Origin of the sequence: Pseudomonas sp. NBRC 111140, from assembly GCF_001320885.1 — a bacterium.
In the GTDB taxonomy this organism is placed as follows: Bacteria; Pseudomonadota; Gammaproteobacteria; order Pseudomonadales; family Pseudomonadaceae; genus Aquipseudomonas; species Aquipseudomonas putida_P.
Genome location: NZ_BCBQ01000033.1, coordinates 1 through 22,664, shown reverse-complemented (window position 1 = coordinate 22,664; position 22,664 = coordinate 1). Strand labels below are relative to the sequence as shown.

The 22,664-nt window shown below is 62.7% G+C and carries 24 protein-coding genes; 10 read left to right on the top strand and 14 right to left on the bottom strand.

Annotated features, from left to right (window positions below; genetic code table 11):
* Positions 1-273: 273 nt before the first annotated feature.
* From APH42_RS13135 to APH42_RS13125, 3 genes are all read right to left on the bottom strand, one after another.
* Positions 274-1,173, bottom strand: coding sequence for a hydroxymethylglutaryl-CoA lyase (locus APH42_RS13135; RefSeq protein WP_060493452.1), 900 nt, complete (start codon positions 1,171-1,173; stop codon positions 274-276).
* A 19-nt stretch (positions 1,174-1,192) separates the two neighbouring features.
* Positions 1,193-1,591 (bottom strand): MerR family DNA-binding transcriptional regulator, encoded by a 399-nt coding sequence (locus tag APH42_RS13130; RefSeq protein ID WP_003247847.1) that lies wholly within the window; start codon positions 1,589-1,591, stop codon positions 1,193-1,195.
* Between the two features lie 73 nt (positions 1,592-1,664).
* A complete protein-coding gene (locus APH42_RS13125) occupies positions 1,665-2,543 on the bottom strand; it encodes a helix-turn-helix domain-containing protein (RefSeq protein WP_060493451.1) in 879 nt (292 codons plus the stop codon).
* Between the two features lie 173 nt (positions 2,544-2,716).
* Between APH42_RS13125 and pobA the strand changes: the two genes are divergently transcribed.
* The gene (pobA, locus tag APH42_RS13120) at positions 2,717-3,904 is read left to right on the top strand and encodes a 4-hydroxybenzoate 3-monooxygenase (protein WP_060493450.1); all 1,188 of its coding nucleotides are present in this window, start codon (positions 2,717-2,719) and stop codon (positions 3,902-3,904) included.
* A gap of 43 nt (positions 3,905-3,947) precedes the next feature.
* Here pobA and APH42_RS13115 read toward each other — a convergent pair whose 3' ends face one another.
* Positions 3,948-4,601, bottom strand: a complete 654-nt coding sequence (locus APH42_RS13115) for an ankyrin repeat domain-containing protein (RefSeq protein WP_060493449.1) — start codon at positions 4,599-4,601, stop codon at positions 3,948-3,950.
* 116 nt (positions 4,602-4,717) lie between these two features.
* Between APH42_RS13115 and ggt the strand changes: the two genes are divergently transcribed.
* Entirely contained in the window at positions 4,718-6,508 is a 1,791-nt protein-coding gene (gene ggt / locus APH42_RS13110) for a gamma-glutamyltransferase (RefSeq protein ID WP_060493448.1), read from the top strand.
* 44 nt (positions 6,509-6,552) lie between these two features.
* A complete protein-coding gene (locus APH42_RS13105) occupies positions 6,553-7,434 on the top strand; it encodes a LysR substrate-binding domain-containing protein (RefSeq protein ID WP_060493447.1) in 882 nt (293 codons plus the stop codon).
* A 176-nt stretch (positions 7,435-7,610) separates the two neighbouring features.
* On the opposite strand, the gene ctlX is transcribed toward APH42_RS13105, so the two are convergent.
* Positions 7,611-8,573: a citrulline utilization hydrolase CtlX gene (gene ctlX / locus APH42_RS13100; RefSeq protein ID WP_060493446.1), complete on the bottom strand. Its 963-nt coding sequence runs from the start codon at positions 8,571-8,573 to the stop codon at positions 7,611-7,613.
* A gap of 26 nt (positions 8,574-8,599) precedes the next feature.
* Positions 8,600-9,652 carry an ornithine cyclodeaminase gene (locus tag APH42_RS13095; protein WP_060493445.1) on the bottom strand — a complete coding sequence of 351 codons (1,053 nt, stop codon included), beginning with the start codon at positions 9,650-9,652 and terminating at the stop codon, positions 8,600-8,602.
* A 183-nt stretch (positions 9,653-9,835) separates the two neighbouring features.
* Here APH42_RS13095 and APH42_RS13090 point away from each other — a divergent pair, with 183 nt between their 5' ends.
* Together APH42_RS13090 and APH42_RS13085 are read left to right on the top strand one after the other, a co-directional pair.
* Positions 9,836-10,258: an Lrp/AsnC family transcriptional regulator gene (locus tag APH42_RS13090; protein WP_012272037.1), complete on the top strand. Its 423-nt coding sequence runs from the start codon at positions 9,836-9,838 to the stop codon at positions 10,256-10,258.
* A 342-nt stretch (positions 10,259-10,600) separates the two neighbouring features.
* A complete protein-coding gene (locus tag APH42_RS13085) occupies positions 10,601-12,019 on the top strand; it encodes an amino acid permease (RefSeq protein WP_012272038.1) in 1,419 nt (472 codons plus the stop codon).
* A 35-nt stretch (positions 12,020-12,054) separates the two neighbouring features.
* On the opposite strand, the gene APH42_RS13080 is transcribed toward APH42_RS13085, so the two are convergent.
* The 4 genes from APH42_RS13080 to APH42_RS13065 form a co-directional block, all read right to left on the bottom strand.
* Positions 12,055-12,654 carry an START domain-containing protein gene (locus tag APH42_RS13080; protein WP_012272039.1) on the bottom strand — a complete coding sequence of 200 codons (600 nt, stop codon included), beginning with the start codon at positions 12,652-12,654 and terminating at the stop codon, positions 12,055-12,057.
* Positions 12,655-12,744: 90 nt separating this feature from the next.
* A complete protein-coding gene (locus APH42_RS13075; RefSeq protein WP_016499386.1) occupies positions 12,745-13,581 on the bottom strand; it encodes a bifunctional allantoicase/(S)-ureidoglycine aminohydrolase in 837 nt (278 codons plus the stop codon).
* A gap of 106 nt (positions 13,582-13,687) precedes the next feature.
* Complete coding sequence (locus APH42_RS13070; RefSeq protein WP_060493444.1) at positions 13,688-15,079, bottom strand: LLM class flavin-dependent oxidoreductase; 1,392 nt, start codon at positions 15,077-15,079, stop codon at positions 13,688-13,690.
* Positions 15,080-15,095: 16 nt separating this feature from the next.
* Positions 15,096-16,076 (bottom strand): aliphatic sulfonate ABC transporter substrate-binding protein, encoded by a 981-nt coding sequence (locus APH42_RS13065; RefSeq protein ID WP_012272042.1) that lies wholly within the window; start codon positions 16,074-16,076, stop codon positions 15,096-15,098.
* A gap of 197 nt (positions 16,077-16,273) precedes the next feature.
* On the opposite strand from APH42_RS13065, the gene APH42_RS13060 reads away from it, so the two are divergent.
* The gene (locus APH42_RS13060; protein ID WP_060493443.1) at positions 16,274-17,158 is read left to right on the top strand and encodes a hypothetical protein; all 885 of its coding nucleotides are present in this window, start codon (positions 16,274-16,276) and stop codon (positions 17,156-17,158) included.
* 7 nt (positions 17,159-17,165) lie between these two features.
* On the opposite strand, the gene APH42_RS13055 is transcribed toward APH42_RS13060, so the two are convergent.
* Complete coding sequence (locus tag APH42_RS13055) at positions 17,166-18,050, bottom strand: DMT family transporter (RefSeq protein ID WP_012272044.1); 885 nt, start codon at positions 18,048-18,050, stop codon at positions 17,166-17,168.
* A gap of 171 nt (positions 18,051-18,221) precedes the next feature.
* Between APH42_RS13055 and APH42_RS13050 the strand changes: the two genes are divergently transcribed.
* Positions 18,222-18,893: a TetR/AcrR family transcriptional regulator gene (locus APH42_RS13050; protein ID WP_012272045.1), complete on the top strand. Its 672-nt coding sequence runs from the start codon at positions 18,222-18,224 to the stop codon at positions 18,891-18,893.
* A 7-nt stretch (positions 18,894-18,900) separates the two neighbouring features.
* Here APH42_RS13050 and APH42_RS13045 read toward each other — a convergent pair whose 3' ends face one another.
* A complete protein-coding gene (locus APH42_RS13045) occupies positions 18,901-19,908 on the bottom strand; it encodes a GlxA family transcriptional regulator (protein WP_041166479.1) in 1,008 nt (335 codons plus the stop codon).
* A gap of 221 nt (positions 19,909-20,129) precedes the next feature.
* On the opposite strand from APH42_RS13045, the gene APH42_RS13040 reads away from it, so the two are divergent.
* Positions 20,130-20,342, top strand: a complete 213-nt coding sequence (locus APH42_RS13040) for a PLDc N-terminal domain-containing protein (RefSeq protein WP_012272047.1) — start codon at positions 20,130-20,132, stop codon at positions 20,340-20,342.
* Between the two features lie 44 nt (positions 20,343-20,386).
* On the opposite strand, the gene APH42_RS13035 is transcribed toward APH42_RS13040, so the two are convergent.
* A complete protein-coding gene (locus tag APH42_RS13035; protein WP_012272048.1) occupies positions 20,387-20,713 on the bottom strand; it encodes a hypothetical protein in 327 nt (108 codons plus the stop codon).
* Positions 20,714-20,902: 189 nt separating this feature from the next.
* Between APH42_RS13035 and APH42_RS13030 the strand changes: the two genes are divergently transcribed.
* Together APH42_RS13030 and APH42_RS13025 are read left to right on the top strand one after the other, a co-directional pair.
* Positions 20,903-21,313, top strand: a complete 411-nt coding sequence (locus tag APH42_RS13030; protein WP_060493442.1) for a RidA family protein — start codon at positions 20,903-20,905, stop codon at positions 21,311-21,313.
* Positions 21,314-21,422: 109 nt separating this feature from the next.
* Positions 21,423-22,295 carry a DMT family transporter gene (locus APH42_RS13025; protein ID WP_060493441.1) on the top strand — a complete coding sequence of 291 codons (873 nt, stop codon included), beginning with the start codon at positions 21,423-21,425 and terminating at the stop codon, positions 22,293-22,295.
* Here APH42_RS13025 and APH42_RS13020 read toward each other — a convergent pair.
* On the bottom strand, positions 22,292-22,664 hold a 373-nt coding region (locus APH42_RS13020; protein ID WP_218187656.1), incomplete at its 5' end, for a TorF family putative porin. The two genes, APH42_RS13025 and APH42_RS13020, sit on opposite strands and share 4 nt — an antisense overlap.

The following is a 22,664-nucleotide window of genomic DNA, read 5'->3' as shown; positions in this document are numbered from 1 at the left end:
ATCTGCTTGCTACGCCTCTGCCGTGTTGTTCTTGTTATGTCAGAGCCGTTACCTGTTGTTTTTATTGGGTGTCACATTTTTTTTGTTGTTGTACCGAAGATATAGCAGGGTGCGTGCCAACTTTTACAAACCCTTTAAAATCAAGCGCTTAGCTTTTTTCGTCAAAACCGCTTGGCCTGAAATTTTGTCGATTTGTTTCCCTGTTACCCGATTTTTTGCTGTGAAACGTGGGGCGGTAACACTTCACCCACACGTATGTGACACCCGTGTGACTTATTGCGCGCTGCGCGCCCGTGCTACCCGCGACCCGTTGTCGCGGCCCAGCACGCTGCTGATGCGCTGGCCGGCGGCGATCAGCCGGCCCAGGTCGATGCCGGTTTCAATACCCAGCCCTTGCAGCAGGTACACCACGTCTTCACTGGCGATGTTGCCGGTAGCGCCCTTGGCGTAAGGGCAACCGCCCAACCCGGCCACCGAGCTGTCGAACACGCTGATGCCTTCAAGCAGGCTGGCATAGACGTTGGCCAGGGCCTGGCCATAAGTGTCATGGAAGTGCCCGGCCAGTTGCTCGCGCGGTACTTGCGCCGAGACCACCTCGAACAGGCGGCGGGTGTCGCCGGCGGTGCCGGTGCCGATGGTGTCGCCCAGCGAGACCTCGTAGCAGCCCATGTCGTGCAGGGCGCGAGCCACCGGGGCCACCTGCTCGGCACTGACCTTGCCCTCATAAGGGCAGCCGAGCACGCACGACACATACCCACGCACGCGCACACCATGGCTGCGCGCAGCCTCCATGATGGGCTCGAAGCGTTTGAGGCTGTCACTGATCGAGCAATTGATGTTGCGCTGCGAGAACGCTTCGGAGGCCGCAGCGAAAACCGCCACTTCTTTCACCCCGGCAGCCAGGGCGTCCTCGAAACCGCGCAGGTTCGGCGCCAGCGCTGCATAGGTCACGCCTGGGCGTTGCTGAATGCCGGCGAACACCTCGGCAGAGCCGGCCATCTGCGGCACCCACTTGGGCGAGACGAAACTGCCCACTTCGATATAGGCCAGGCCTGCTTCGGTGAGGTCGTCAACCAGTCGCACCTTGTCGGCGACACTGATGGGCTGGGCTTCGTTCTGCAGGCCGTCGCGGGGGCCTACTTCGACCAGGCGGACGTGTTTGGGCAAGGACATGGCGGGTTTCCTGTGGCGTTCAGCGGTTGTCTTTGTTGTTCAGGGTGGCGGCCAGGGCTTGTTCGCAGCGCTCCTGGGCGGTGTCCAGTTCCAGTTGCATCTGGTGAATGTCGAGCATCTGCTGCTCCAGCTGGGCACGACGCTCGGCGATTTTCGCCAGCATGCTGTTGAGCTGCTTGAGGTTGCCGCTGGTGGGGTCGTACAGCTCGATCAGCTCGCGGCACTCGGCCAAAGAAAAGCCGATGCGCTTGCCGCGCAGGATGAGCTTCAGGCTGACCTTGTCGCGCGGCGAGTAGATACGCTCCAGGCCACGGCGCTCTGGGCTCAACAGGCCCTGTTCCTCGTAGAAGCGAATCGCGCGGGTGGTGATGTCCAGCTCGCGGGACAGGTCGGAGATGCTGTAGGTCTGGGTGCTCATGCTGGGGCTCGGCGTGGGGTATGCGGCTATCCTGAAGGCAGGTTGACGTATACGTCAAGCAGGCGGCTGCAAATCAGTCAGGCTGCCCCGATCGCCGATATCCATTGGGCGTCTGCCCGCTCAAACGCTTGAACCACCGCGCAAAGTAAGTCGGGTCGGTGAACCCCAGGCTATCCGATAACTGCCCGATGCTCATCCGCGTGTAAATCAGGTTACGCCGAGCCTCCAGCAACAAACGCTGGTGCACAACCTGCAGCGCAGTCTGGCCACTGAGCGCCCGGCACAGCTGGTTAAGCTGCAAGCTCGGTACATTCAGCCGCGCGGCAAAATCCTCTACCGACAGATGCTCGCGATAATGCGCTTCAACCAGGCGCAAATACTGCCCCAGCAACAGGCGGTCACGCTCATCGCGGTTACGTGGCGCTTGCCCCAACTGTTGGCGGCGGCTGATCCATACCATAAGCGCGGTAACCAATGCTTCAAGCATTGCCGCGCGCGCCGGGGCATTGCCTTGGTACTCCTGATGCAGGGTGTCGATCAGGCTGCGCAGGTGCACGCGCTCATGCCCCAGCGGGTAACAGGCAGGTTGTGCCAGCACGGTCAGTGGCGCACCCAGGCGTTGTTCCAGATTCGCTACCAGCGCAGTGCCGAAGGTCAGCACGTAGCCCTGGATATCGGCGCTGAAGCGAAAGCCATGCACGGTCATCGGCGGTACCACCTGGATCGCCGCCTCATCGATGGCACTGCGCACCCCCTCGATCTCCACCTGGGCCTGGCCGCGCTGCACATACAGCAATTGGAACAGCTCGGCATGCTGGTGCGGCTTGATCTCCCAGTGATGCAGGCGGCTGCGTGCCGGGATCGATTCGCAATGCATCAGGTCAGTGCCGGGCCACGCCTGGTTTTCGCCATACAGCTTGAACAACGGGACGCCGGGGAGGGTGGATTTCATCTGGGCTGACCTGTCCGTTAATCGAACGTTTTTTGTAAAAGTGCAGGTTTTGCATGGAATAGCACAGTTAACTGGCGTTTTTTGCCAGTAAAAATGCAAGGGCAAACCCTAACAGCAGATGCGGGCCCACTGCCAGTCCTGGGCCGGCATCGTCCGAACAAGAGACAACAACAATGAAAACTCAGGTTGCAATTATTGGTGCAGGTCCATCGGGCCTGCTGCTGGGCCAGCTGCTGCACAAGGCCGGTATCGATAACGTCATCCTCGAACGCCAGACGGCCGAATATGTCCTTGGCCGCATCCGCGCCGGGGTGCTGGAGCAAGGTACTGTCGACCTGTTGCGCGAAGCCGGAGTCTCAGAACGCATGGACCGCGAGGGCCTGGTGCACGAAGGTGTCGAGCTGCTGGTTGGCGGGCGCCGCCAGCGCCTGGACCTCAAGGCCCTCACCGGTGGCAAGACGGTGATGGTCTATGGGCAGACCGAAGTCACCCGTGATCTTATGCAGGCCCGTGAAGCCAGCGGCGCGCCAATCATCTATTCAGCCGGCAATGTCCAGCCGCACGAACTGAAGGGCGAGAAGCCGTACCTCACCTTCGAAAAAGACGGCCAGGTGCATCGGGTGGACTGTGACTATATCGCCGGCTGTGACGGCTTCCACGGCGTCTCTCGGCAAAGCATTCCCGAGGGCGTGCTGAAACAGTACGAGCGGGTTTACCCGTTTGGCTGGCTGGGCCTGCTGTCGGACACCCCACCGGTCAACCACGAGTTGATCTATGCCCACCACGAGCGAGGTTTCGCGTTGTGCAGCCAACGCTCGCAAACCCGCAGCCGCTACTACCTGCAGGTACCTTTGCAGGACCGGGTCGAAGCATGGTCTGACGAGCGTTTCTGGGACGAGCTGAAAGCCCGTTTGCCAGCCGACGTGGCGGCAGACCTGGTTACGGGCCCAGCCCTGGAAAAAAGCATTGCGCCACTGCGCAGCCTGGTGGTAGAGCCGATGCAGTATGGCCACTTGTTCCTGGTGGGTGACGCCGCGCACATCGTCCCGCCTACCGGCGCCAAAGGCCTTAACCTGGCCGCTTCGGACGTCAACTACCTGTACCGCATTCTGCTCAAGGTATACCGCGAAGGGCGCACCGACCTGTTGCAGCAGTACTCGCCGCTGGCCTTGCGCCGGGTATGGAAAGGCGAGCGCTTCAGCTGGTTCATGACCCAGCTGCTGCATGATTTCGGTAGCCACAAGGATGCCTGGGACAAGAAGATGCAGGAGGCTGACCGCGAGTATTTCCTGACCTCGCCAGCGGGGCTGGTGAACATTGCCGAGAACTATGTGGGGCTGCCGTTCGAAGAAGTGGTGTGATTTCTAAGGGGCGCTTTGCGCCCCAGCATTTCAACGCCAGGCTTTACTCGTGGGCCAGCAGCATCTCCATCTGCCGATACCCCCGCTGCCGCGCATGCTCCAGCGCGGTCACCCCGTCCTTGTCGGCAATCTGCCGATCCGCCCCGGCCGCCAGCAACCGCCGCACGATCTCCACATGCCGCGGCCCGCCATCGCCCAGCACCACGGCCTCCATAAGCGCGGTCCAGTGCAGCCGGTTAAGGTGGTTCACGTCAACGCCGGCATCAATCAACATTTGCACGGTCTCGACATGCCCGCGCTCGGCAGCCGGAATCAGCGCGGTGCCGCCGTAACGATTGGTGCTCTTGAGGTCCGCCCCGTGGCGCAGGGTCAGCCGCAGGATGTCGTTCAGGCCCCGGGCGCCAGCATACAGGTAGGGGCTGTCGTCGATGTTGTCCTTGGCATTCACATCGGCCCCGGCTTCGATCAGGGCTTTCGCCGCCGCCAGCTGGTTGCCGTGGGTCGCCACCAGCAGGGCAGTGCGCCCTTGCTCATCACGGCTGTCCAGCCGGGCACCTTGCCCCAGCAATTGTTGCAAAGTGCGCACGTCATCGTGGCGGGCGGCGTTGTGCAGGCGGTTGTCCACAGTGCGGGTCTCGGCGTGGGTGGCAAGGCTGGTGCACAGGGCAAACAGCGTCGCGGCAATTGATAAACGCATGGGCTGGCTCCTTATCGACCTGGCTACATCCTAGAAAAATCGCGGCAAGGCTTGAAGTTAACTTTGCGCATGACCGACAGTGCCTGGCTGAATAGTTGAAGGCAGGAAGCAAGACGATGAAATTTTCTACGCCGCTGATGAGCGCTCTGTGCCTGGTGGCTGCCAGTGGCTGGGCCTGTGCCGACCAGGTGCTGCCCGCACCACCGGAGCTGGCCTCTGGTTACCGCAGCGGGCTGCAGCCGGTGCACGCCAGCCGGCACATGGCCGCTGCCGCCAACCCGCTGGCCAGTGAAGCGGGGCGGGCGATATTGCGTGCCGGGGGCAGTGCGATTGACGCTGCCATCGCCATGCAGATGGTGCTGACCCTGGTCGAACCCCAGTCCAGTGGCATTGGCGGCGGGGCGTTCATCTTGTATTGGGACGGCAGGCGCGTACAGGCATTCGACGGTCGCGAGGCTGCGCCGGCGGCGGTGACAGAGAAGCTGTTCCTGCAAGCCGACGGTACACCGATGCCGTTCCGGGCAGCGCAGATTGGTGGCCGTTCGGTCGGCGTGCCAGGGGTGCTACGTGCCTTGAAACTGGCCCACGATCAACACGGTAAGCTGCCTTGGCGCGACCTGTTCGCCCCGGCCATTGCCCTGGCACGCAACGGTTTCGCGGTTTCCGAGCGCCTGCACACGTTGCTGGCCGGGGACCCCTACATTGGCCGTTCACCCGCAATGGCTCGCTATTTTCTGGATGAACAGGGCAAGCCGCTGGCAGTGGGCACAACACTGCGAAACCCTGAGTTGGCCTACACCTTCGAGCGGATCGCGGCAGAAGGCCCCGAGGCGTTCTACAGCGGTGAAATTGCCGAAGCCATTGTGGCCAAGGTGCGCAGCCATCCCAATGCGGGTTACCTGTCGCTGCAGGACTTGCAGCAGTATCAGGCCAAGGAGCGCGAGCCGGTGTGTGGCCCTTACAAAGCCTGGCGAATATGCGGCATGCCGCCGCCATCGTCGGGCGGGGTGACGGTGCTGCAGACCTTGGGCATGCTCGAAGCCGTGCAACGCGCTGCGCCCCAGCGCGACCTGGCAGCGCTGCGTCCGCTGGCCACCTCGTCCCCGGCCCGGCTGGAGGCACCGCCACTGGCCGTGCATCTGATTGCCGAGGCCGAACGCCTGGCCTATGCCGACCGCGCCCAGTACCTGGCTGACAGCGACTATGTGCCGGTCCCGGTCAAGGCCCTGACCGATCCTGCCTACCTGGCCAGCCGCGCCGCCTTGATCGGTGAATACAGCATGAAGCGTGCACTGCCGGGCCGGCCGCAAGGCGCGGACCTGGCCCTGGCGCCTGACCGCTCGCCATTGCGCATTTCCACGTCGCACCTCAGTGCCGTGGATGACAGTGGGCAGGCCTTGGCCATGACCAGCTCGGTGGAGGCCGCATTCGGTTCGCACCTGATGGTCAAAGGCTTCCTGCTCAACAATCACCTGACCGACTTTTCCTTCACCCCCCAAGAGCACGGCAAGCCGGTGGCCAACCGGGTGCAGCCGGGCAAGCGGCCACTGTCGGCCATGGCGCCGACCTTGGTGTTCTCGCGTGCCTCTGGCGAGCTTGTGGCCAGCCTCGGCTCGCCGGGCGGTTCTCAGATCATTGGTTACGTGAACAAGGCGCTGGTCGGCCTGCTGGATTGGCAGCTCGACCCGCAGCAGGCCGCCGGCCTGCCCAACTTCGGCAGCCGCAATGCGGGTACCGAAGTGGAAGCAGGGCTGGCCAGCTCGTCGCTGATCCGCCAGTTGGCGGCCTGGGGACACGACGTGACACCGATGACCATGACCAGCGGCATGCAGATCATCCAGCGCAGTGGCGAGGGTTGGTCAGGTGGTGCCGACCCTCGGCGGGAAGGTGTGGCCCTTGGCGACTAGCCGTGATAGAACGCAGGTTCGCCATTCAGTAGTTGAATACCAAGATGCCTATCAGCGTGAAATCGAATAGGGCTCTGTTCGACCTCGACCTGCTGCGCGCCATTGTCGTGGTGGCCGATTGCGGCAGCTTCACCACCGCTGCCGCGCGCCTGCATTCGACCCAGTCGACGATCAGCCAGAAGGTGCGCCGCCTGGAAGACATGGTTGGCCACCGCCTACTGGTACGCGGCAACCGTGATGTGCTACCGACCGATGCCGGGCAAACCCTGCTCGGCTATGCCCGGCACATGCTGGCGCTGAACGACCAGATGCTCGAAGCCCTGGCCGGGGCGATGGTGGGTACCACCGTGCGCCTTGGCGTGCCCGAGGACTTCGTTGGCGGGCGTACCACCAATGCGTTGTCGGCCTTCAGCCGGCTGCAGCCACAGGTGAAGCTGGAAGTGACCAGTGGCTTGTGCCGGGACCTCAGCCAGGCCTACGACAATGGTGAACTTGACCTGGTGCTGCTCAAGCAGCGGCGTAACACCCGCGAGGGCGTGGCCTGCTGGCCAGAGCGCCTGCAATGGATCGACAGCGCGCGTACGCCCGCCTTCGAGCTCGACCCGATCCCGCTGGTGACCTTCCCGCCACGCGGCCTGTACCGCGAAGACATGATCAACGCGATCGAAGGCATGGGCCGACGCTGGCGTATCAGCTTCACCAGTTCAAGCCTCAGTGGCATCCAGGCCGCGGTCGCCGATGGCATGGGCGTGAGCCTGCTGCCACCAAGGGCGGCCACTGGTGAGCACCGGGTGCTGGGGGCAGGGCAAGGGCTGCCGGAGGTCGACAGCTATGAGATCGTCATCGTCCACCGGCCGACGGCAGATGTGATGGTCAAGGCGTTGGCCGAGGTGATGACGCAGCTATTGGCAGGTGGTGGCATCTGACGCGGCCTGACGATCTGACGCGGTCGCTGTAGGAGCGGCCTTGTGTCGCGAAAGGGCTGCAAAGCAGCCCCAGAATTTCAGCGGTGGTGCACAAGTTGCTGGGGCCGCGTGGCGGCCCTTTCGCGACACAAGGCCGCTCCTACACCGACCGCGTCAACCAGCACCAAGGCTGCGAGTCATCCGGCGCAGGTGTACGCCGCAGCCAGGCGGGGCGACAGGTGAATGCCGGCAATCATGCAGCGCACCGAGCCGCCGGCCATCTCGATGGTCGGCACGTCCAGTGGCACCAGCCGCGCCGAGCGTTCGATGCGTTGGCGTTGCTCGGCGTTCAGGCTGTCGAAGGCCTTGCGTGACAGCGCCAGAATGCGCCCGTCACGCCCGGACAGTTCGATGGCATTGCCGGCAAACTGGCTGATTTGCTGGTTGCTCAGGTCGATCACATCGCGCCCCGATTCAATCAGGCGCATGCGCACTTCCTCGGCTCGCGCCTTGTTGGTGAAGGTGCCGAAGCCTACCAGGGCAAACTCGGTCGCCACGCACATCAGCACATTGGTGTGGTAGATCGGCGTGCCTTGTTCATCGGCCGTGTCGAACACCATCGGCTCAAAGTTGAAGTGTGTGCTGAAACGTTCGAGAGCAATCGGGTCGGCGCGGTTGGAACGCGCGGTGTAGGCCACCCGTGACAGGTGGTCGAACACCATGGCGCCGGTCCCTTCGAGGAACAGTTCGTCCTGCTCCAGCCCTGAATAGTCGATGACATCCTGTACGCGGTACTCATGCTTGAGCATTTCGATCACATCGGCGCGCCGCTCGCGGCGGCGGTTGCGCGAGTACATCGAGTAGATCGCGATGTGCCCTCCGGGGTGGGTGGAGAACCAGTTGTTGGGGAATACCGAGTCAGGGGTATTGAGTTCGCCGAAGTCATCGAACAGGTGTACGCGTACGCCTTCGGCCTCAAGGCGACCGACGGCCTGGGTGACTTCATCACGTGCCACCTCGGCCAGCGCTTGTGCGGCGAGGCTCGGGTGGCTGCGTTGAAACGAGTTGTCGGCTGCGGTCTCTGGGTTGGGGGTGAAGGCATGTGGCCGGACCATGACCACGGCTGCAGGTGCTTGAATCGAACGCGTTGGAAATGCCATGTGGGAATACCGGGTTGGGAGCAGGGTCAGGCAACGCGTCGGATGCGGCTTTTGCCCGCGCGGCCGCGGGTATGGCTGAACAGGTCTTTCGGGTCGTCTTCTACCCATGGCACCAGGTCGATCTTCGCGCCCATGCCGCGCTTTTCAGCCTGCTGTAGTACGTACCGTAGTACGGTGTAGTCTTCCAGGGCGAAGCCCACCGAATCGAACACGGTGACTTGGCTGTCGCTTTGGCGGCCCTCGCTTTCACCGCGCAGCACGCGCCACAAATCGATCACCGGGAAGTCTGCCGGCAACTGCTGGATGTCACCTTCGACACGGGTTTGCGGTTCGTACTCGACGAACACTCGGGCCTTGCGCAGTACATCGGCGTGCAGCTCGGTCTTGCCTGGGCAGTCACCACCCACAGCGTTCAGGTGCATGCCGGGTTCGAGCATGTCGGGGGTGATGATGGTGGCGTAGGCCTTGTCGGCGGTCACCGTGGTGATGATGTCCACGCCTTTCACCGCTTCGGCCACCGAGCCGGCCCGGCGGATGGTCAGGCCACTGTATTCCTTGAGGTTGGCGATCAGCTTGGCGGTGGCCAGCGGGTCGGTGTCGTAGGCTACGATTTCTTCGATGCCCAGGTGCTTGTGGAAGGCCAGTGCCTGGAACTCGCTTTGTGCGCCGTTGCCAATCAACGCCATCTTGCGCGAATTGGGCCGGGCCAGTGCCTGGGCTGCCATCAGCGATGTCGCAGCGGTGCGCAGGGCGGTGGCGATGGTCAGCTCGGACAGCAGCACCGGGTAACCGGTGTCGACATCGGCCAGCACGCCGAAGGCCATGACCGTATGCAGGTCGCGGGCCGTGTTGGCCGGGTGGCCGTTGACGTATTTGAAGGCATAGCGGCTGTTGTCGGCGACCGGCATCAGTTCAATTACACCCACTTCCGAATGGCTGGCAACTCGCGCAGACTTGTCAAACTCCTGCCAGCGTTTGAAGTCTTCGCGAATGGCTGCCGCCAGTTCACCAATGAAGGGCGCTACGCCAATGTCATGTACCAAGTCCGACATGGTTGGAACATCAATGAAATACGTCATGCTCTTGCACCTTGTTATTGCGCGGTCACCCCTGTACTTCCGGGTACACGCTTGAGATTGTTGAAGTGGCGTGAACATTTTGATGAAAGGTTGCGTCAATCGGAAGAATGCAGGTTGCCAGTTTTGTCAACTTTCTAGACAATCTGCCACCCCAAAGTAGCAATCTGATTATTTGGCAGGCCTATGGACACTATTGATCGGGAACTGATTGCACTGTTGCGGGACAATGCACGCACCCCCGTGCTGACCCTGGCAAAGAAGCTCAAGGTGGCACGGGCAACCGTGCAAAACCGTATTACCCGGCTCGAAGAGCAGGGCGTGATCATCGGCTACACGGTACGCCTGCGCTCCGATGCGCTGGAGCAGGGCGTGCGCGCAATCACCAGCATCGGTATCAGCGGCCACCACGCCGCAGAGGTCAAGCACGCGCTGCGTGGGCACCCCAACGTGGTGGCCATCCATACCACCAATGGCCGCTGGGACCTGATGGCCGAGCTGCGCGCCGACACCCTCGAGGCCTTCGACCGGGCGTTGAACACCATTCGCTCGATACCACACATCGAAAACACCGAGACCAGCATTCTGCTTTCGACCTACAAGATGTGACTGCCGGGTCAAGCCTTCTGGCAGGTGCATTGTGCAAACTGTCACCCGGGCTTTTCACACTGCACAAAATCCCGATGGGGGTGTGCATTCTGTAGCGTTCCGCTTGACCGGGGCCGCTGGCAGAATGAAACGGCTTTCGCGGGACTGTATCGGACGCGCCACTTGGGTGCGTTTCAATAAAACAAATACACCCGCTGCGAAGTTGCACCGGGCACTGTTTTTTCATCTGAGTTAATACCCACGTTTCGACTGACTAGAATGGCGAGAACCTGCACTTTAGTACCAATTAAATGGTGCGGCGCGGGGCGGCGGGGTTTTACAAAAAAGAATAAGAGGTCAACTATGCAACCAACGTGCAACGCGCAAAGCGCAGTTCCAGAAGAAAGCCGTGTGCTCAAACGGCGGCTGGAAAACCGGCACATACAGCTCATTTCCATCAGTGGTGCGATTGGTACCGGCCTGTTCATGGGTTCGGGCAAGATCATTGCGCTGTCTGGCACCTCGATCATCCTCGTCTACGCTATCATCGGTTTTTTCGTGTTCTGCATCATGCGCGCCATGGGCGAGATGCTGCTGGCCAACCTGCAGATGGAATCGTTCGCCGACCTGGTGCACAACTACCTGGGCCCACGGGCCGGTTACATTCTCAGCTGGTCGTACTGGCTCAGCTGGGTAGTGGCAGCGGTGGGTGACGTGGTGGTGGTCGCGGGGTTCGTGCAGTACTGGTACCCCGATGTGCCCACCTGGCTACCGGCCTTCGGTACCATGTTCCTGCTGCTGGGGCTGAACATGCTGGCGGTGAAGGCCTTTGGCGAAGTGGAGTTCTGGTTTGGCCTGATCAAGATCGTCGCCATCGTGCTGTTGGTGGTGACCGGCCTGGTAATGGTCGCGACCTCCTACACTTCGCCGGCAGGGGTAACCGCCTCGTTCAGCCACCTGGTAGCACCGGGCGTGGTCATGCCACATGGCATCCTGGGCTTTCTCGCCGGGTTTCAGATCGCCATCTTCTCCTTTGTCGGCACCGAGCTGATCGGCACCGCAGCGGCGGAGGCCAAAGACCCGGAGAAGACCCTGCCCAAGGCAATCAACACCATCCCCGTGCGCATCCTGTTGTTCTACATCTGTTCGCTGGTGTGCATCATCAGTGTGGTCTCCTGGGCCAATGTGCCGGCCAACCGCAGCCCATTCGTTGAACTGTTCCTGCTTGGCGGGTTGCCCGCAGCCGCTGGCATCATCAACTTCGTGGTGCTGACGTCGGCTGCGTCGTCGGCCAACAGCGGTGTCTACTCGGGCTCGCGGATGCTCTACGGCCTGTCACATCAGCAGCAGGCGCCTGTGGCGTTCGGGCGGCTGTCCGGCTCGGGTACGCCCGTGCGGGCGCTGGTGTTCTCGGGGGTGTGCATGGCGATTGCCTTGACGCTGCTGTTCGTGATTCCAGAAGTGATGACCGTGTTTACCCTGGTGTCGACCATCTCCGCAGTGATGATCATCGTTACCTGGTCACTGATCCTGCTGTCCTACTTCGCTTACCGTCGGCAGAATCCGCAGGCCCATGAGCGGTCCAGGTTCAAGCTGCCAGGTGGCAAGGCCACCGCTGCGCTGGCGCAGCTGTTCCTGATCTTCGTGCTGTGCCTGCTGGCCCTGGAACCGGACACCCGCACGGCGTTGTACGTGATGCCGTTGTGGTACGCGGGCCTGCTGCTGGCCTACCGGCGCCGGGCCAAGGCATGTATGCGGCCACAGGCAGCTACCGCCGCCTAGCGTTCGCGGCCGTAAAGCGCAGGGCTGCCCACACCTCAAGGCTGGCGCTCAGCCACCGCCCGCAACGTACGCAACGTCACCACTGGCGCATCCACCACGAACCGATTGGCAAGCCAGCCCGGCACGTCCCCGGCCGGGTCGGCTTGCAACTGATACGTCACTTCGGTTTCGCGCTCACCCAGCGGCTTCATCCGCCACTCGCCGCTCAGGTGCTGCACGCGGATCAGCCCGTCCACCTTGGGGATCCTGTCGGGCTCGGCACTCAGGTGCCGCAGCAGGGTGCCGTCGTCCAGGCGTTCGCTGGTCACCTTCAGCACGATGTCCCGCGGCATCGTCGGCCAGGGCAGGTTGGTGGTCAGGTACACCCAGGTATTGGCGCCGTCCACGTCCAGCAAACGCATCTGGTCACAGGCGTACAGCCATTTGCAGGCTACGCGCAGGTTCTCTTGCAGGTCGGTAAGGGTGCGTACGCTGGCTTTCATGGTGCTCACGCCACGAAATTGCTGGTAGGGCGAATCCGCTGCGGCGCTCAGGTACACGCGAATGCCTTCGCGATCGTAGGCCAGGTTCCAGTCATCGGCAGCCAGGGCAGAGGTGCACAGCAGCAGGGCGGCGAGCAGCAGGCAGCGGTTCATGGCTGGTACCGCGCGAGGGATGGGTGTTTGAGTATGCGCGGCAAACAGAAAGCCCGCCAGGTTGGCGGGCTTGCGGGCATCAGCCTGGGCTTAGCGCTTAGGGTTCAGTGTCAGGTGTACGTGACGGTTCACGTCCTTGTACAGCAAGTAGCTGAAGTTGCCTGGGCCGCCGGCGTAGCAGGCTTGCGGGCAGAAGGCGCGCAGCCACATGAAGTCGCCAGCTTCCACTTCGACCCAGTCCTGGTTCAGGCGATACACCGCCTTGCCTTCCAGCACGTACAGGCCGTGTTCCATCACGTGGGTTTCAGCGAACGGGATCACGCCGCCCGGCTGGAAGGTGACGATGTTCACGTGCATGTCGTGGCGCATGTCGGCCATGTCGACGAAACGGGTGGTTTTCCAGCGGCCTTCGGTGCCCGGCATCTCGATGACGGTGGCGTTGTCACGGTGGGTGACGAAGGATTCTGGTACGTCCAGGCCTTCAACTTTCTGGTAGTGCTTGCGCAGCCAGTGGAAGGTGACGTTGGACTTGCTGTTGTTGCGCAGGCTCCATTCGGCGCCCGGGGCCAGGAAGGCGTAGCCGCCTGGTACCAGGGTGTGGTGCTTGCCTTCGACGGTGATGTCCAGTTCGCCCTCTACGATGAACACCACGGCTTCCGCGTTCGGGTCCAGCTCAGGGCGCTCGCTGCCGCCTTCCGGGGCCAGCTCGACGATGTACTGGGAGAAGGTTTCGGCAAAGCCGGTCAGCGGGCGGGCGATGACCCACATGCGCATCTTGTCCCAGAACGGCAGGTGGCTGGTGACGATGTCACGCATCACGCCTTTAGGGATGACAGCGTAGGCTTCGGTGAACATGGCACGGTCAGTCAGCAGCTCGGTTTGAGCCGGGTGCCCACCGTGGGGGGCGAAGTACGAATGGTTCGACATGGACGATCTCGACTTGTTGTTCTCTCCCCGTGCCTTGAACCGCACCGGCCGGTGCGGCGCAGGGGATGTGGCGACAGAATAGGGTCGAGCGCGCGCCATCCACAAATTAAATGTTGGAATACCCGGTATTTGATTGCTGAATGTCTACCTGACGCCCAACATGCTGTTCCGGTAACTGGTCGCCTTGGCCGAACAGTTTGTGGCGCAAGGTACCTTCGGTGTAGTTCAGCGGGTAGCGGCCGCGGCGCTGCAGCTCGGGCACCAATAGCTCGACCACATTGGCCAGGTCGTCCGGTTGCACGGCGTACGTCAGGTTGAAACCATCGATGCCGGTCTGGTCCAGCCAGCTTTCCAGCTGGTCGGCCACCTCGCTGGCGGCACCCACCAACACCGGGCCTCGGCCCCCCAGGCCAACGAACTCGGCGGCCTCGCGTACGGTCCAGCGGCGGCCAGGGTCGGCTGCCGTAAAGGCCGCCAAGGCAGCGCGGCCAGCGTCGTTTTCGACGTATTCGATCGGCGCGTCGGGGTCGAGGCCCGCAAAGTCGATACCGGTCCAGCCCGACAACAGTGCCAGGGCGGCGTCCAGGTCGACATAGCGCCGGTATTCGGCGAAGCGAGCCTCGGCTTGCTCCCTCGTGGGGGCGACGATCAATAGCGCCTGGGCGTAGATCAGCACTTCGTCACGGCCACGCCCAGCTGCCTCGCTGGCCTGGCGAATGCCGTCGGCGTAGCGGCGCAACACCGTGGGCGTTGGGCCGCTGATGAACACGCATTCGGCATGCCGTGCGGCAAACTGCTGGCCGCGTGCCGAAGCCCCGGCCTGGAACAGCACCGGCGTGCGCTGCGGCGACGGCTGGCACAGGTGCATGCCGGGCACCTGAAAATGCTCGCCCACATGGTTGATGGGGTGTACCCGCGAGGGTTCGATATAGCGCCCACTGTCGCGCTCCAACAGCACGGCATCGTCGTCCCAGCTTTTTTCCCACAGTTTGTACAACACCTGCAGGTATTCCTCGGCCAGGTCGTAGCGTTGGTCGTGGCCCAGTTGACGCGCCAGGCCCAGGTTGCGGGCGGCGCTGTCCAGGTAGCCGGTGACGATGTTCCAGCCGACCCGGCCATTGCTCAGGTGATCGAGCGTGGACATGCGCCGGGCGAAGGGGTAAGGGTGTTCGTAGGTCAACGAGAAGGTGACACCGAAACCCAGGTGTTCGGTAACGCCGGCCATCGCCGGCACCAGCAGTAGCGGGTCGTTGACCGGCACCTGCACGCCGCCGCGCAGGGCGGCTTCAGGGCCGCCCTGGTAAACGTCGTAGATGCCCAGTACATCGGCAATGAAGAGTGCGTCGAACAGGCCCCGTTCAAGCAGGCGGGCCAGGTCGGTCCAGTAGTTCAGGCGGTTGAACGCCACGCTGGTGTTGCGTGGGTGGCGCCACAGGCCGGGGGATTGGTGGCTGGCAGCGTTCATGCTGAAGGCGTTGAAGCGGATCGGGCGAGGCATGGTCGGCGCGCTCCGCTCAAGGCAACACGGAAGCCGGGTAGACCGCATCGGCCACCTGCAGCTTGCGTGGAATCAGGCCTAGGCCCTGGAAGGTATCGGCCAGCTTCTGTTGTTCGGCAACGATCTGCGGGGTAATGGCCACGGCGTTGTAGTTGCGCCGTTCGCTGGCCACTTCCAACACGTTGGCGCTGATACCCAGCTGCGGAGCCAGCAGCGCGGCGACTTCGGCTGGCTTGGCGTTGGCCCACTGGCTGACCTTGCCCAGTTCGGTAAAGAAGGTCTTCAGCAGCGCACGGTGCTGGTCGGCATAGCTGGCGGTGGACAGGTAGAAGGTGCGGTTGTTGGACAGGCCGCTGCCGTCGCGCAGGTTTTTCAGCCCTGGTTGGCTTTCTGCGGCGGCGAGGAACGGGTCCCACAGGGTCACCGCCTGGACACTGCCCGATTGCAGCGCGGCCACGGCATCGGCGGCATTGTTGACGTAGGCGGGGGTGATGTCCTGATAGCTGAGGCCCGCTTGTTCCAGCGCGACGGCCAGCAGGTACTGGGCATTCCAGCCACGGCCGGTAGCCACGCGCTTGCCTTTGAGGTCCTGCACGCTGGCCAGGTGGTCCTGCTCGCGCACCACCAGGCCGATGCCGCGTGGATACGGTTGTTCGGCAGCCAGGTACACCACCGGCTTGCCTGCGGCTTGGGCGAATACCGACGGGGCGTCGGCAGCGTGGCCGAGGTCGATGGCGCCAGTGCTCAGCGCTTCGAGCAACTGCGGGCCGGCGGCAAACTCGTGCCAGCTCACGTTCACGCCTTGCGGTGCCAGGGCCTTCTCCAGCGCGCCGCTGCCTTTGAGGATGTTGATGCTGTTGAACTTCTGGTAACCGATGCGCAGGGTCTTGGCGTCATCGGCAATGGCTTCGGACCAGGGCAGCAAGGCGCTGGCGACACTGGCCAGCAATCCGCCGATCAGCAGACGGCGTAGGGGAGAGAAGGTGCGGGCGGGCATGGGCATAGTTCCTTGAATCGGCTGAGAGGCGATGCATCCAGACTAAGGAGCCGGCGTTAGGCTTTCAATTTATATATTCCAGTTTGTTAGATTGTTTTGTTATTTTTATATCCTTTTGTTTTGTAACTGTACGGTGGGTTTCGACATTTTTTTCACATTCGCTTGCTAGGATCCCCAGCAATCCCGAGGAGCCCTACATGCCGCACATCCTGCGCAAGCGCAGCACCCGCATCGCCTTGACTGCCACCACTGGCCTGCTCGTGGCCACCCTGGGCTTCTTCGCCTGGCAAAGTTTCTACCCGGTTCAGGCCGCTTCCGGTTGGGATGTCGAGGTGTTGCATCGCGACGTGACCAAGGCCGCCTCGTTGCTGCCACAAGCCGATGGCAGCTTGCTGGTCAGCCGTGAGCTGGACGACGGCCGGGGCAGCATCCTCAAGATCACCGCTAGCGGTGATCGCGTGGTGGTGATCGACAACCTGTCCAAGCCTGATGGCATGGTGGCGGCGCAGGGCGGTTGGGTGTTCAGCCAGGAAGGTGGTCAGGCTCCCGTCAGCCTGTCTCGCGATGGCCAGGTAACCCACCTGTTCGATGGCGAGAGCGTGCAAGGCCTGTGGAACGACGGCGACCATCTGTTCGCTATCGAAGACCGCAAGGGCAACGGCCGCCTGATGCGCTATGACTGGAACAGCGGCCAGCTCGATGTGCTGCGTTCCGGCCTGACCGAAACCGAAGGCCTTACCCGTTGCAGTGATGGCCGCCTGCTGTATACCGAAAAGGCCAATGGCAAGGTCCGCGCCCTGTCCGACGATGGCCGCGACCCAGTAGTGGTCGACGGCCTGCGTAACCCTACGTTCTTGTACTGTGACCAACGTGGCCTGTGGATCAGCGAGGACAACACGCACCGCGCGCGCTTGTTGCTCATCGACGCTGACGGCGTCCAGCACACCATGCTGACCTTCCTCAAGGCGCCGCAGTCGATCGTGGCAGACGGCAAGGGCGGCTACTTGCTCGCCGAGGGCGGGCGCAATCGCGTGCTGCACCTGACCCCGCCACCGACGCGCGACACCGCCCAGCGCGACTGACCCCGCACTAGCTGGGCAGCCGCTGCTTGCGCCTTGGCAGCAGGCCCAGCACCAGCATGCAGCCAAGCAGAATTATCAGGCCACCTGCTGCCTGCAACAGGCTGAGGGCTTCATCGAGAAACAGCGCGCCGACCAATACCGCTACCAGCGTGACCACGAACTCCACGCTGATGGCGCGGGTCGCGCCGATGCGGGCTACCAGGCCAAAATACAGTACATAGGTGGTAGCGCTCATCACTGCGCCGCTAATCAGCAGGTAAAGCCAATCGCCCGCCTGTGGCACGCTGGGCACCGGTACTACCAGCAGCAGCGGCAGGGTCAGCAGCCCGCCAGCCAGGAACGCGCCGCCGGTGACTGTCCACGGGTCCTGGCCGCGCAGGTGCAGGCTGGCGTAATTGCTGCCGTAGGCGGCGCTGATGGCGCCTAGCAGCGAAGCGATGCAGCCGTGGATGAAATCGTCATCTACAGGGCGGGCCGGAAAACCGACCAGTATGACGATGCCGACAATACCCAGCAGCAGCCCGGCCAGGCCTTGCGGGGTGATTTTCTCCAGCCCCCACACCCGCCCGATCAGCATAGAAAACAGCGGAATGGTGGCGACAAAAATGGCCGCCATGGCCGTACCGATACGTGGGGTGGCGTATGACATGCCGATCAGTTGCCCGGCCACCGTGGTCGCGCCCACCACCAGCAAGGGTACCAGCAGCGAGCGCAGGCGCAGCCTGCGGCCCAACAGGGCGGCAAGGGTCGCCAGGGTGCCGCTGGCAATCAGTGCCCGTAGGCTGACCGCGCCCACCCAGCCAAAGGCATGCACCACCTTGAGCAGCACCAGGAAAGAAAAGCCCCAGGCGATGGCCAGGAACAGGTAGGCGGCGAGGTCGCGCGGGTGCATGAGGCAGGGTCCATCCACGGCAAGGGCAGGCAGGCTAGCGGGTTGCGGGGCGCGATATCAAGGCCCGCCAGCCACAATGCGTTATGGCTACCCGACCAACAGCGTGCTTCCCTGCGTGGCCGCGCTCGCGGATAATCCCCCCACATTCCAATAAATAGCCTGTGAGTGGGTATGAGTGATTCCGTAGTCAGCCTCGGCCAGCCTGAAACCGAAGGGGGGCGCAAAACGCGCAAGAACAACCCCGAGAAAACCCGCGAGGACATCCTCCAGGCCGCCATCAACGAGTTCGTCCAGCAAGGGCTGGCCGGCGCACGCGTGGACGCCATCGCCGAGCGTACCGCTACCTCCAAGCGCATGATCTACTACTACTTCGGCAGCAAGGAGCAGCTGTACTGCGAGTGCCTGGTGAAGCTGTACGGGGATATTCGCAAGACCGAGCAGAGCCTGGACCTGGAGTCGTTACCGGCTGAGCAGGCGATACGCCGGCTGGTGGAGTTCACCTTCGATCACCACGACCGCAATGTCGATTTCGTGCGCATCATCTGCACCGAAAACATCCACTACGGGGAATACGTCAAGCAGTCGCCGGCCATTCGCGAAATGAGCAGCCTGGTGCTCGAAGCCTTGGGCAACACCCTGCATCGTGGCGTGCAGGAAGGCGTGTTCCGCACCGGCATCGAGGTTATCGACCTGCACATGCTGATGAGCTCGTTCTGTTTCTACCGGGTGTCGAACCGCCACACCTTTGGCGAGATCTTCCAGATCGATCTGTCTGATGACCAGGTCAAGCAGCGCCACAAGGCCATGATCTGTGACGCCGTATTGCGCTACATCCGCGCCTGAACGCCGCTCACTCGCCCAGCCGCTGCTCACGTGACGGCGGGTAACCAAAGTACGCCGCATAGCACTTGCTGAAGTGCGACACCGAAACAAAGCCGCAGGCCACTGCCACGTCCATCACCGACAGGTCGGAGTACTGCAGCAGGCGGCGGCTTTTGGTGATGCGCAGCTCCATGTAGTAACGCCGTGGCGACGTGCCAAGCTGGGCCTGGAACAGCCGGTCGATCTGCCGCCGCGAGCGCCCGCTGTAGGCCGCCAGTTGGTCGAGGCTGAGGGTTTCCTCAAGGTTGTTTTCCATGAGCTCGACGATGGTACGCAGGTGCAGGCTCATGGACTTCTTCGCCCCCGGGCCAACCTGGCGGTAGCGCGCACCGGAGAACGACAGGATTTCCTCCACGCCTTCGGCCAGGCCGTCACCATACAGCCGGCGCACCAGGCCCAGCATCAGCTCCATGGCGCCGTTGGGGCTGGCGGCGCTCAGGCGGTCGCGGTCGAGGGTGAAGCTTGCCGGGGTAATACGTGTTTGCGGGCTGCGTTCGGACAGGCTGGCGCGCTGTTCGGGGTGGATGCTGCAGCCATAGTCGTCCAGCACCCCGGCGCGGCCAAGAAACCAGGCACCGTTCCACAAGCCGCCCAGGGCCATGCCGTGGGTGGCGCAGTCGTCCAGCAGGCGGTCGAGTTCCGGGTACTTCAGCGGTGTGCGCAAGCCGCCACAGATCACCAACAGGTCCAGCTCCCGCAACGCTTCGGCGGACAGCTCGGTGGCCACCAGTTCCAGCCCCAGGTCGCTGAGCACGCGGTCGCCGTCCAGCGACAGCGGGGTGAACTGGAAGCTGTCGGCGCGCAACAGGTTGGCTGTGACCAGCACGTCCATGGCCACGGTGAAACTGGCCATCGAGAAGTGTTCGAGCAGGACGAAGTCGACCCGATAGGGAGCCTGGGCACTGGCGCTGCTGGTTTTGAGCCGCAGCATGTTGCTGGTGCTGGTCTTCTTGCTGAACTGGCGTGGCGTGGGCACTCTGGACTCCGCTTCCTGGCTGGCCCGCAGAGTGTGGACGGTGCCCGGAGGAAAGACAATCTCCCCGGTGGCTGTGTCGCATTGCAGGTCGTGTTCAGGCAACCGGTCTAGCCTGGCGCAGTGGTTGCAACTGCGTGAGGGCCCTTGAGGCGGGAAAATCAATCTGAACCCTCAGCGCTTGCAGCAACCCAATCCATAACATGCCAATTGGGAGAGCGCTCATGGAAATCGGTACGATCTGGCTCATCATCGCGGCCCTGGTCATCCTGCTGGAGATCTGGGCCATCTGGCACATCATCGGCAGTGAGCGGCGCGCCGAACGCAAGATGCTGTGGATTGTGTTCGTGGTCTACGCACCATTCCCCGGGTTGCTGTTCTGGGCCTGGCGCGGGCCGCGGGCGGTGAAAGGCAGGGCGGTACTGCAGGAGAAATGACGGTACTCGGCATCAGGCGCGGGGGCGCCTGATGCCGTCGAGGTTCATCTGGGCAGGATGTCGAAGCGTACGGCCGGGCCCAACCCGTCCACCATCAGGCAGCCGTAGAATTCTACGGTGGACAGAACGCGCAACTGTTTGAGCGCGTCATGGATGTAATCGTGAAGCAGCTTCTCAGCTTCCCGCTTGCGGTCTGCGACAGTGGCGCTTTTGAGGGTGATGACCCCGAGCAAAGTGGTTTCGATATGCTCGACGGTGTCCAGGCCGAGCTTCACGCGCAGGTGCAGGCGCGCTTGCGCGGCGTCGGCTTCATCGTGGGCAGCGTTGTGCGGTTTGATGGTATAGGCCAGCTGAAAATCATACTTGCTCATGAGCATTTCCTTGTTATGGACAGGCCTCCATGCCGGGTCCTGCAATCTACTACCGGGCCGCCAGTGCGCAAACAGACGCGTGGTTCAAGCAGCACATTGCCTTGTGCGAAACGTCCTACTCTGTGCTTGACCTCGAGTTAACTCAAGGTCTGATACTGCGCCACTCTTTCAACCAAGCGAGGGCGTGTCGTGACCCCATCAAGTGCATTCCAGCTAAGCAACCCCGAAGGCCTGTACGACCCCAGTGGCAACGCCTATTCCCATGTCGCCGAAGTGCGCGCCGACAGCCGTCTGCTGTTCATCGCCGGCCAGGGTGGAGAGGACAGCAACGGCCAGTTGTCGCCATTGTTCGCCGAACAGGCCCGCCAGGCACTGGCCAACCTGGAGCTGGCCCTGGCGTCGAAAGGTGCCAGCCTGGCGCAGGTGTTCAAGTTGACCCTGCTGATTGTCGAGCATTCCGAAGCGCGCCTGCGCCAATGGGTGGCCGAGGCCGACAAGGCCTGGGGCCCGCACATGAAACCGACCTGCACGCTGATACCGGTGCCCCGGCTGGCGCTGGATGCCATGTTGGTCGAGATCGAGGCCGTAGCTGTGCTGTAGCGCCGGGCGATTCACCGGTGGCGCCCAGGAATCACTTTGTTGTATATCGGTGCTGGCCCTTTCAGCATTGCCGCCATGACAACAATGTTTACTCAGAGGTGACCACACCATGAGCACCGGCACCACCACGCTTGCCCACCGCAAGGCCAGGGCCTGGCTTTGGCCTGCACTGTTCAGCCTGGTGGCTTTCGCTGCCAACTCGGTGTTTTGCCGGCTGGCGCTGAAAGACGGGGCCATCGACCCGGCATCCTTCACCGTGGTGCGCCTGACCAGTGGTGCGTTGTTTCTGTTGTTGCTGATCCGCCTGCGCAGGCCGGCGCAGGCCATGGGTGGCAGTTGGCGGGGCGGCCTGGCCCTGTTCCTGTACGCGTTCCTGTTTTCTGCGGCGTATCTGCAATTGGGGGCAGGCGCGGGCGCATTGTTGCTGTTCGGTGCAGTGCAGATCACCATGTTCGGCTTTGCCTGGTACAAGGGTGAACACATCACGGTGCGCATGCTGCTGGGCATGCTGATCGCCTTTGCCGGCCTGCTGGTGCTTCTTTTGCCCGGTGCCTCGGCGCCGCCGTTGGCCAGCGCCATGCTGATGGCATTGTCCGGCGTGGCCTGGGGCGTCTATACGCTGCTGGGTAAGGGCTCGCCCAGGCCGCTGGCCGACACCGCCGGCAATTTTTCCCGCAGCCTGCCTTGCCTGATGCTGCTGCTACCGATGCTGTTGCTGGGCGCCGGCCCGCACTTTACGCCACTCGGCTTGTTGTATGCCCTGGGCTCCGGTGTGCTGGCTTCTGGCGCCGGCTACGCCGTGTGGTATGGCGTGGTCAGGCAGATCAGTGCGCAACAGGCGGCGACCCTGCAGCTTAGCGTGCCGGTGATTGCCGCATTGGGTGGGGTTGCCTTGATCGGTGAGCCGTTGTCGTTGCGTTTGCTGATTGCCTGCGTGGTGGTTTTGGGCGGTATTGCCCTGGCGCTGGCACCGCGTCGTTAAAAGAAGCTGCGCTGCGCCTTGAGGGTGACCACGCTGTCGCAATAGGTGTTGATGCCCGAGTACGCGTCACAGCCGCCGCCACTGAGGCTGGAGTTGCTGTAGATCAGGTTCAGGTCGATGCCCAGCCAGGGCCGCGACAGCTCCAGCGACCAATCGGAAAAGGCATTCACCTGGCTGCCATCGCCAATGGTAAAGGGCGTGCCCAGGCGGTGGTGGGCGAGCTTGACGGTGAAGTCTGCGTCGAACAATGGCAGTTGGCCGAAGTCGGCGAACAACGTGCCAGTGCGGTTGTCGGGGTTGTCACGCAGCGCCCCGCCGAAGCGGCTGCCCAGCACCGAGATACCCCCGTACAGGGCGTAACTGTCGGGG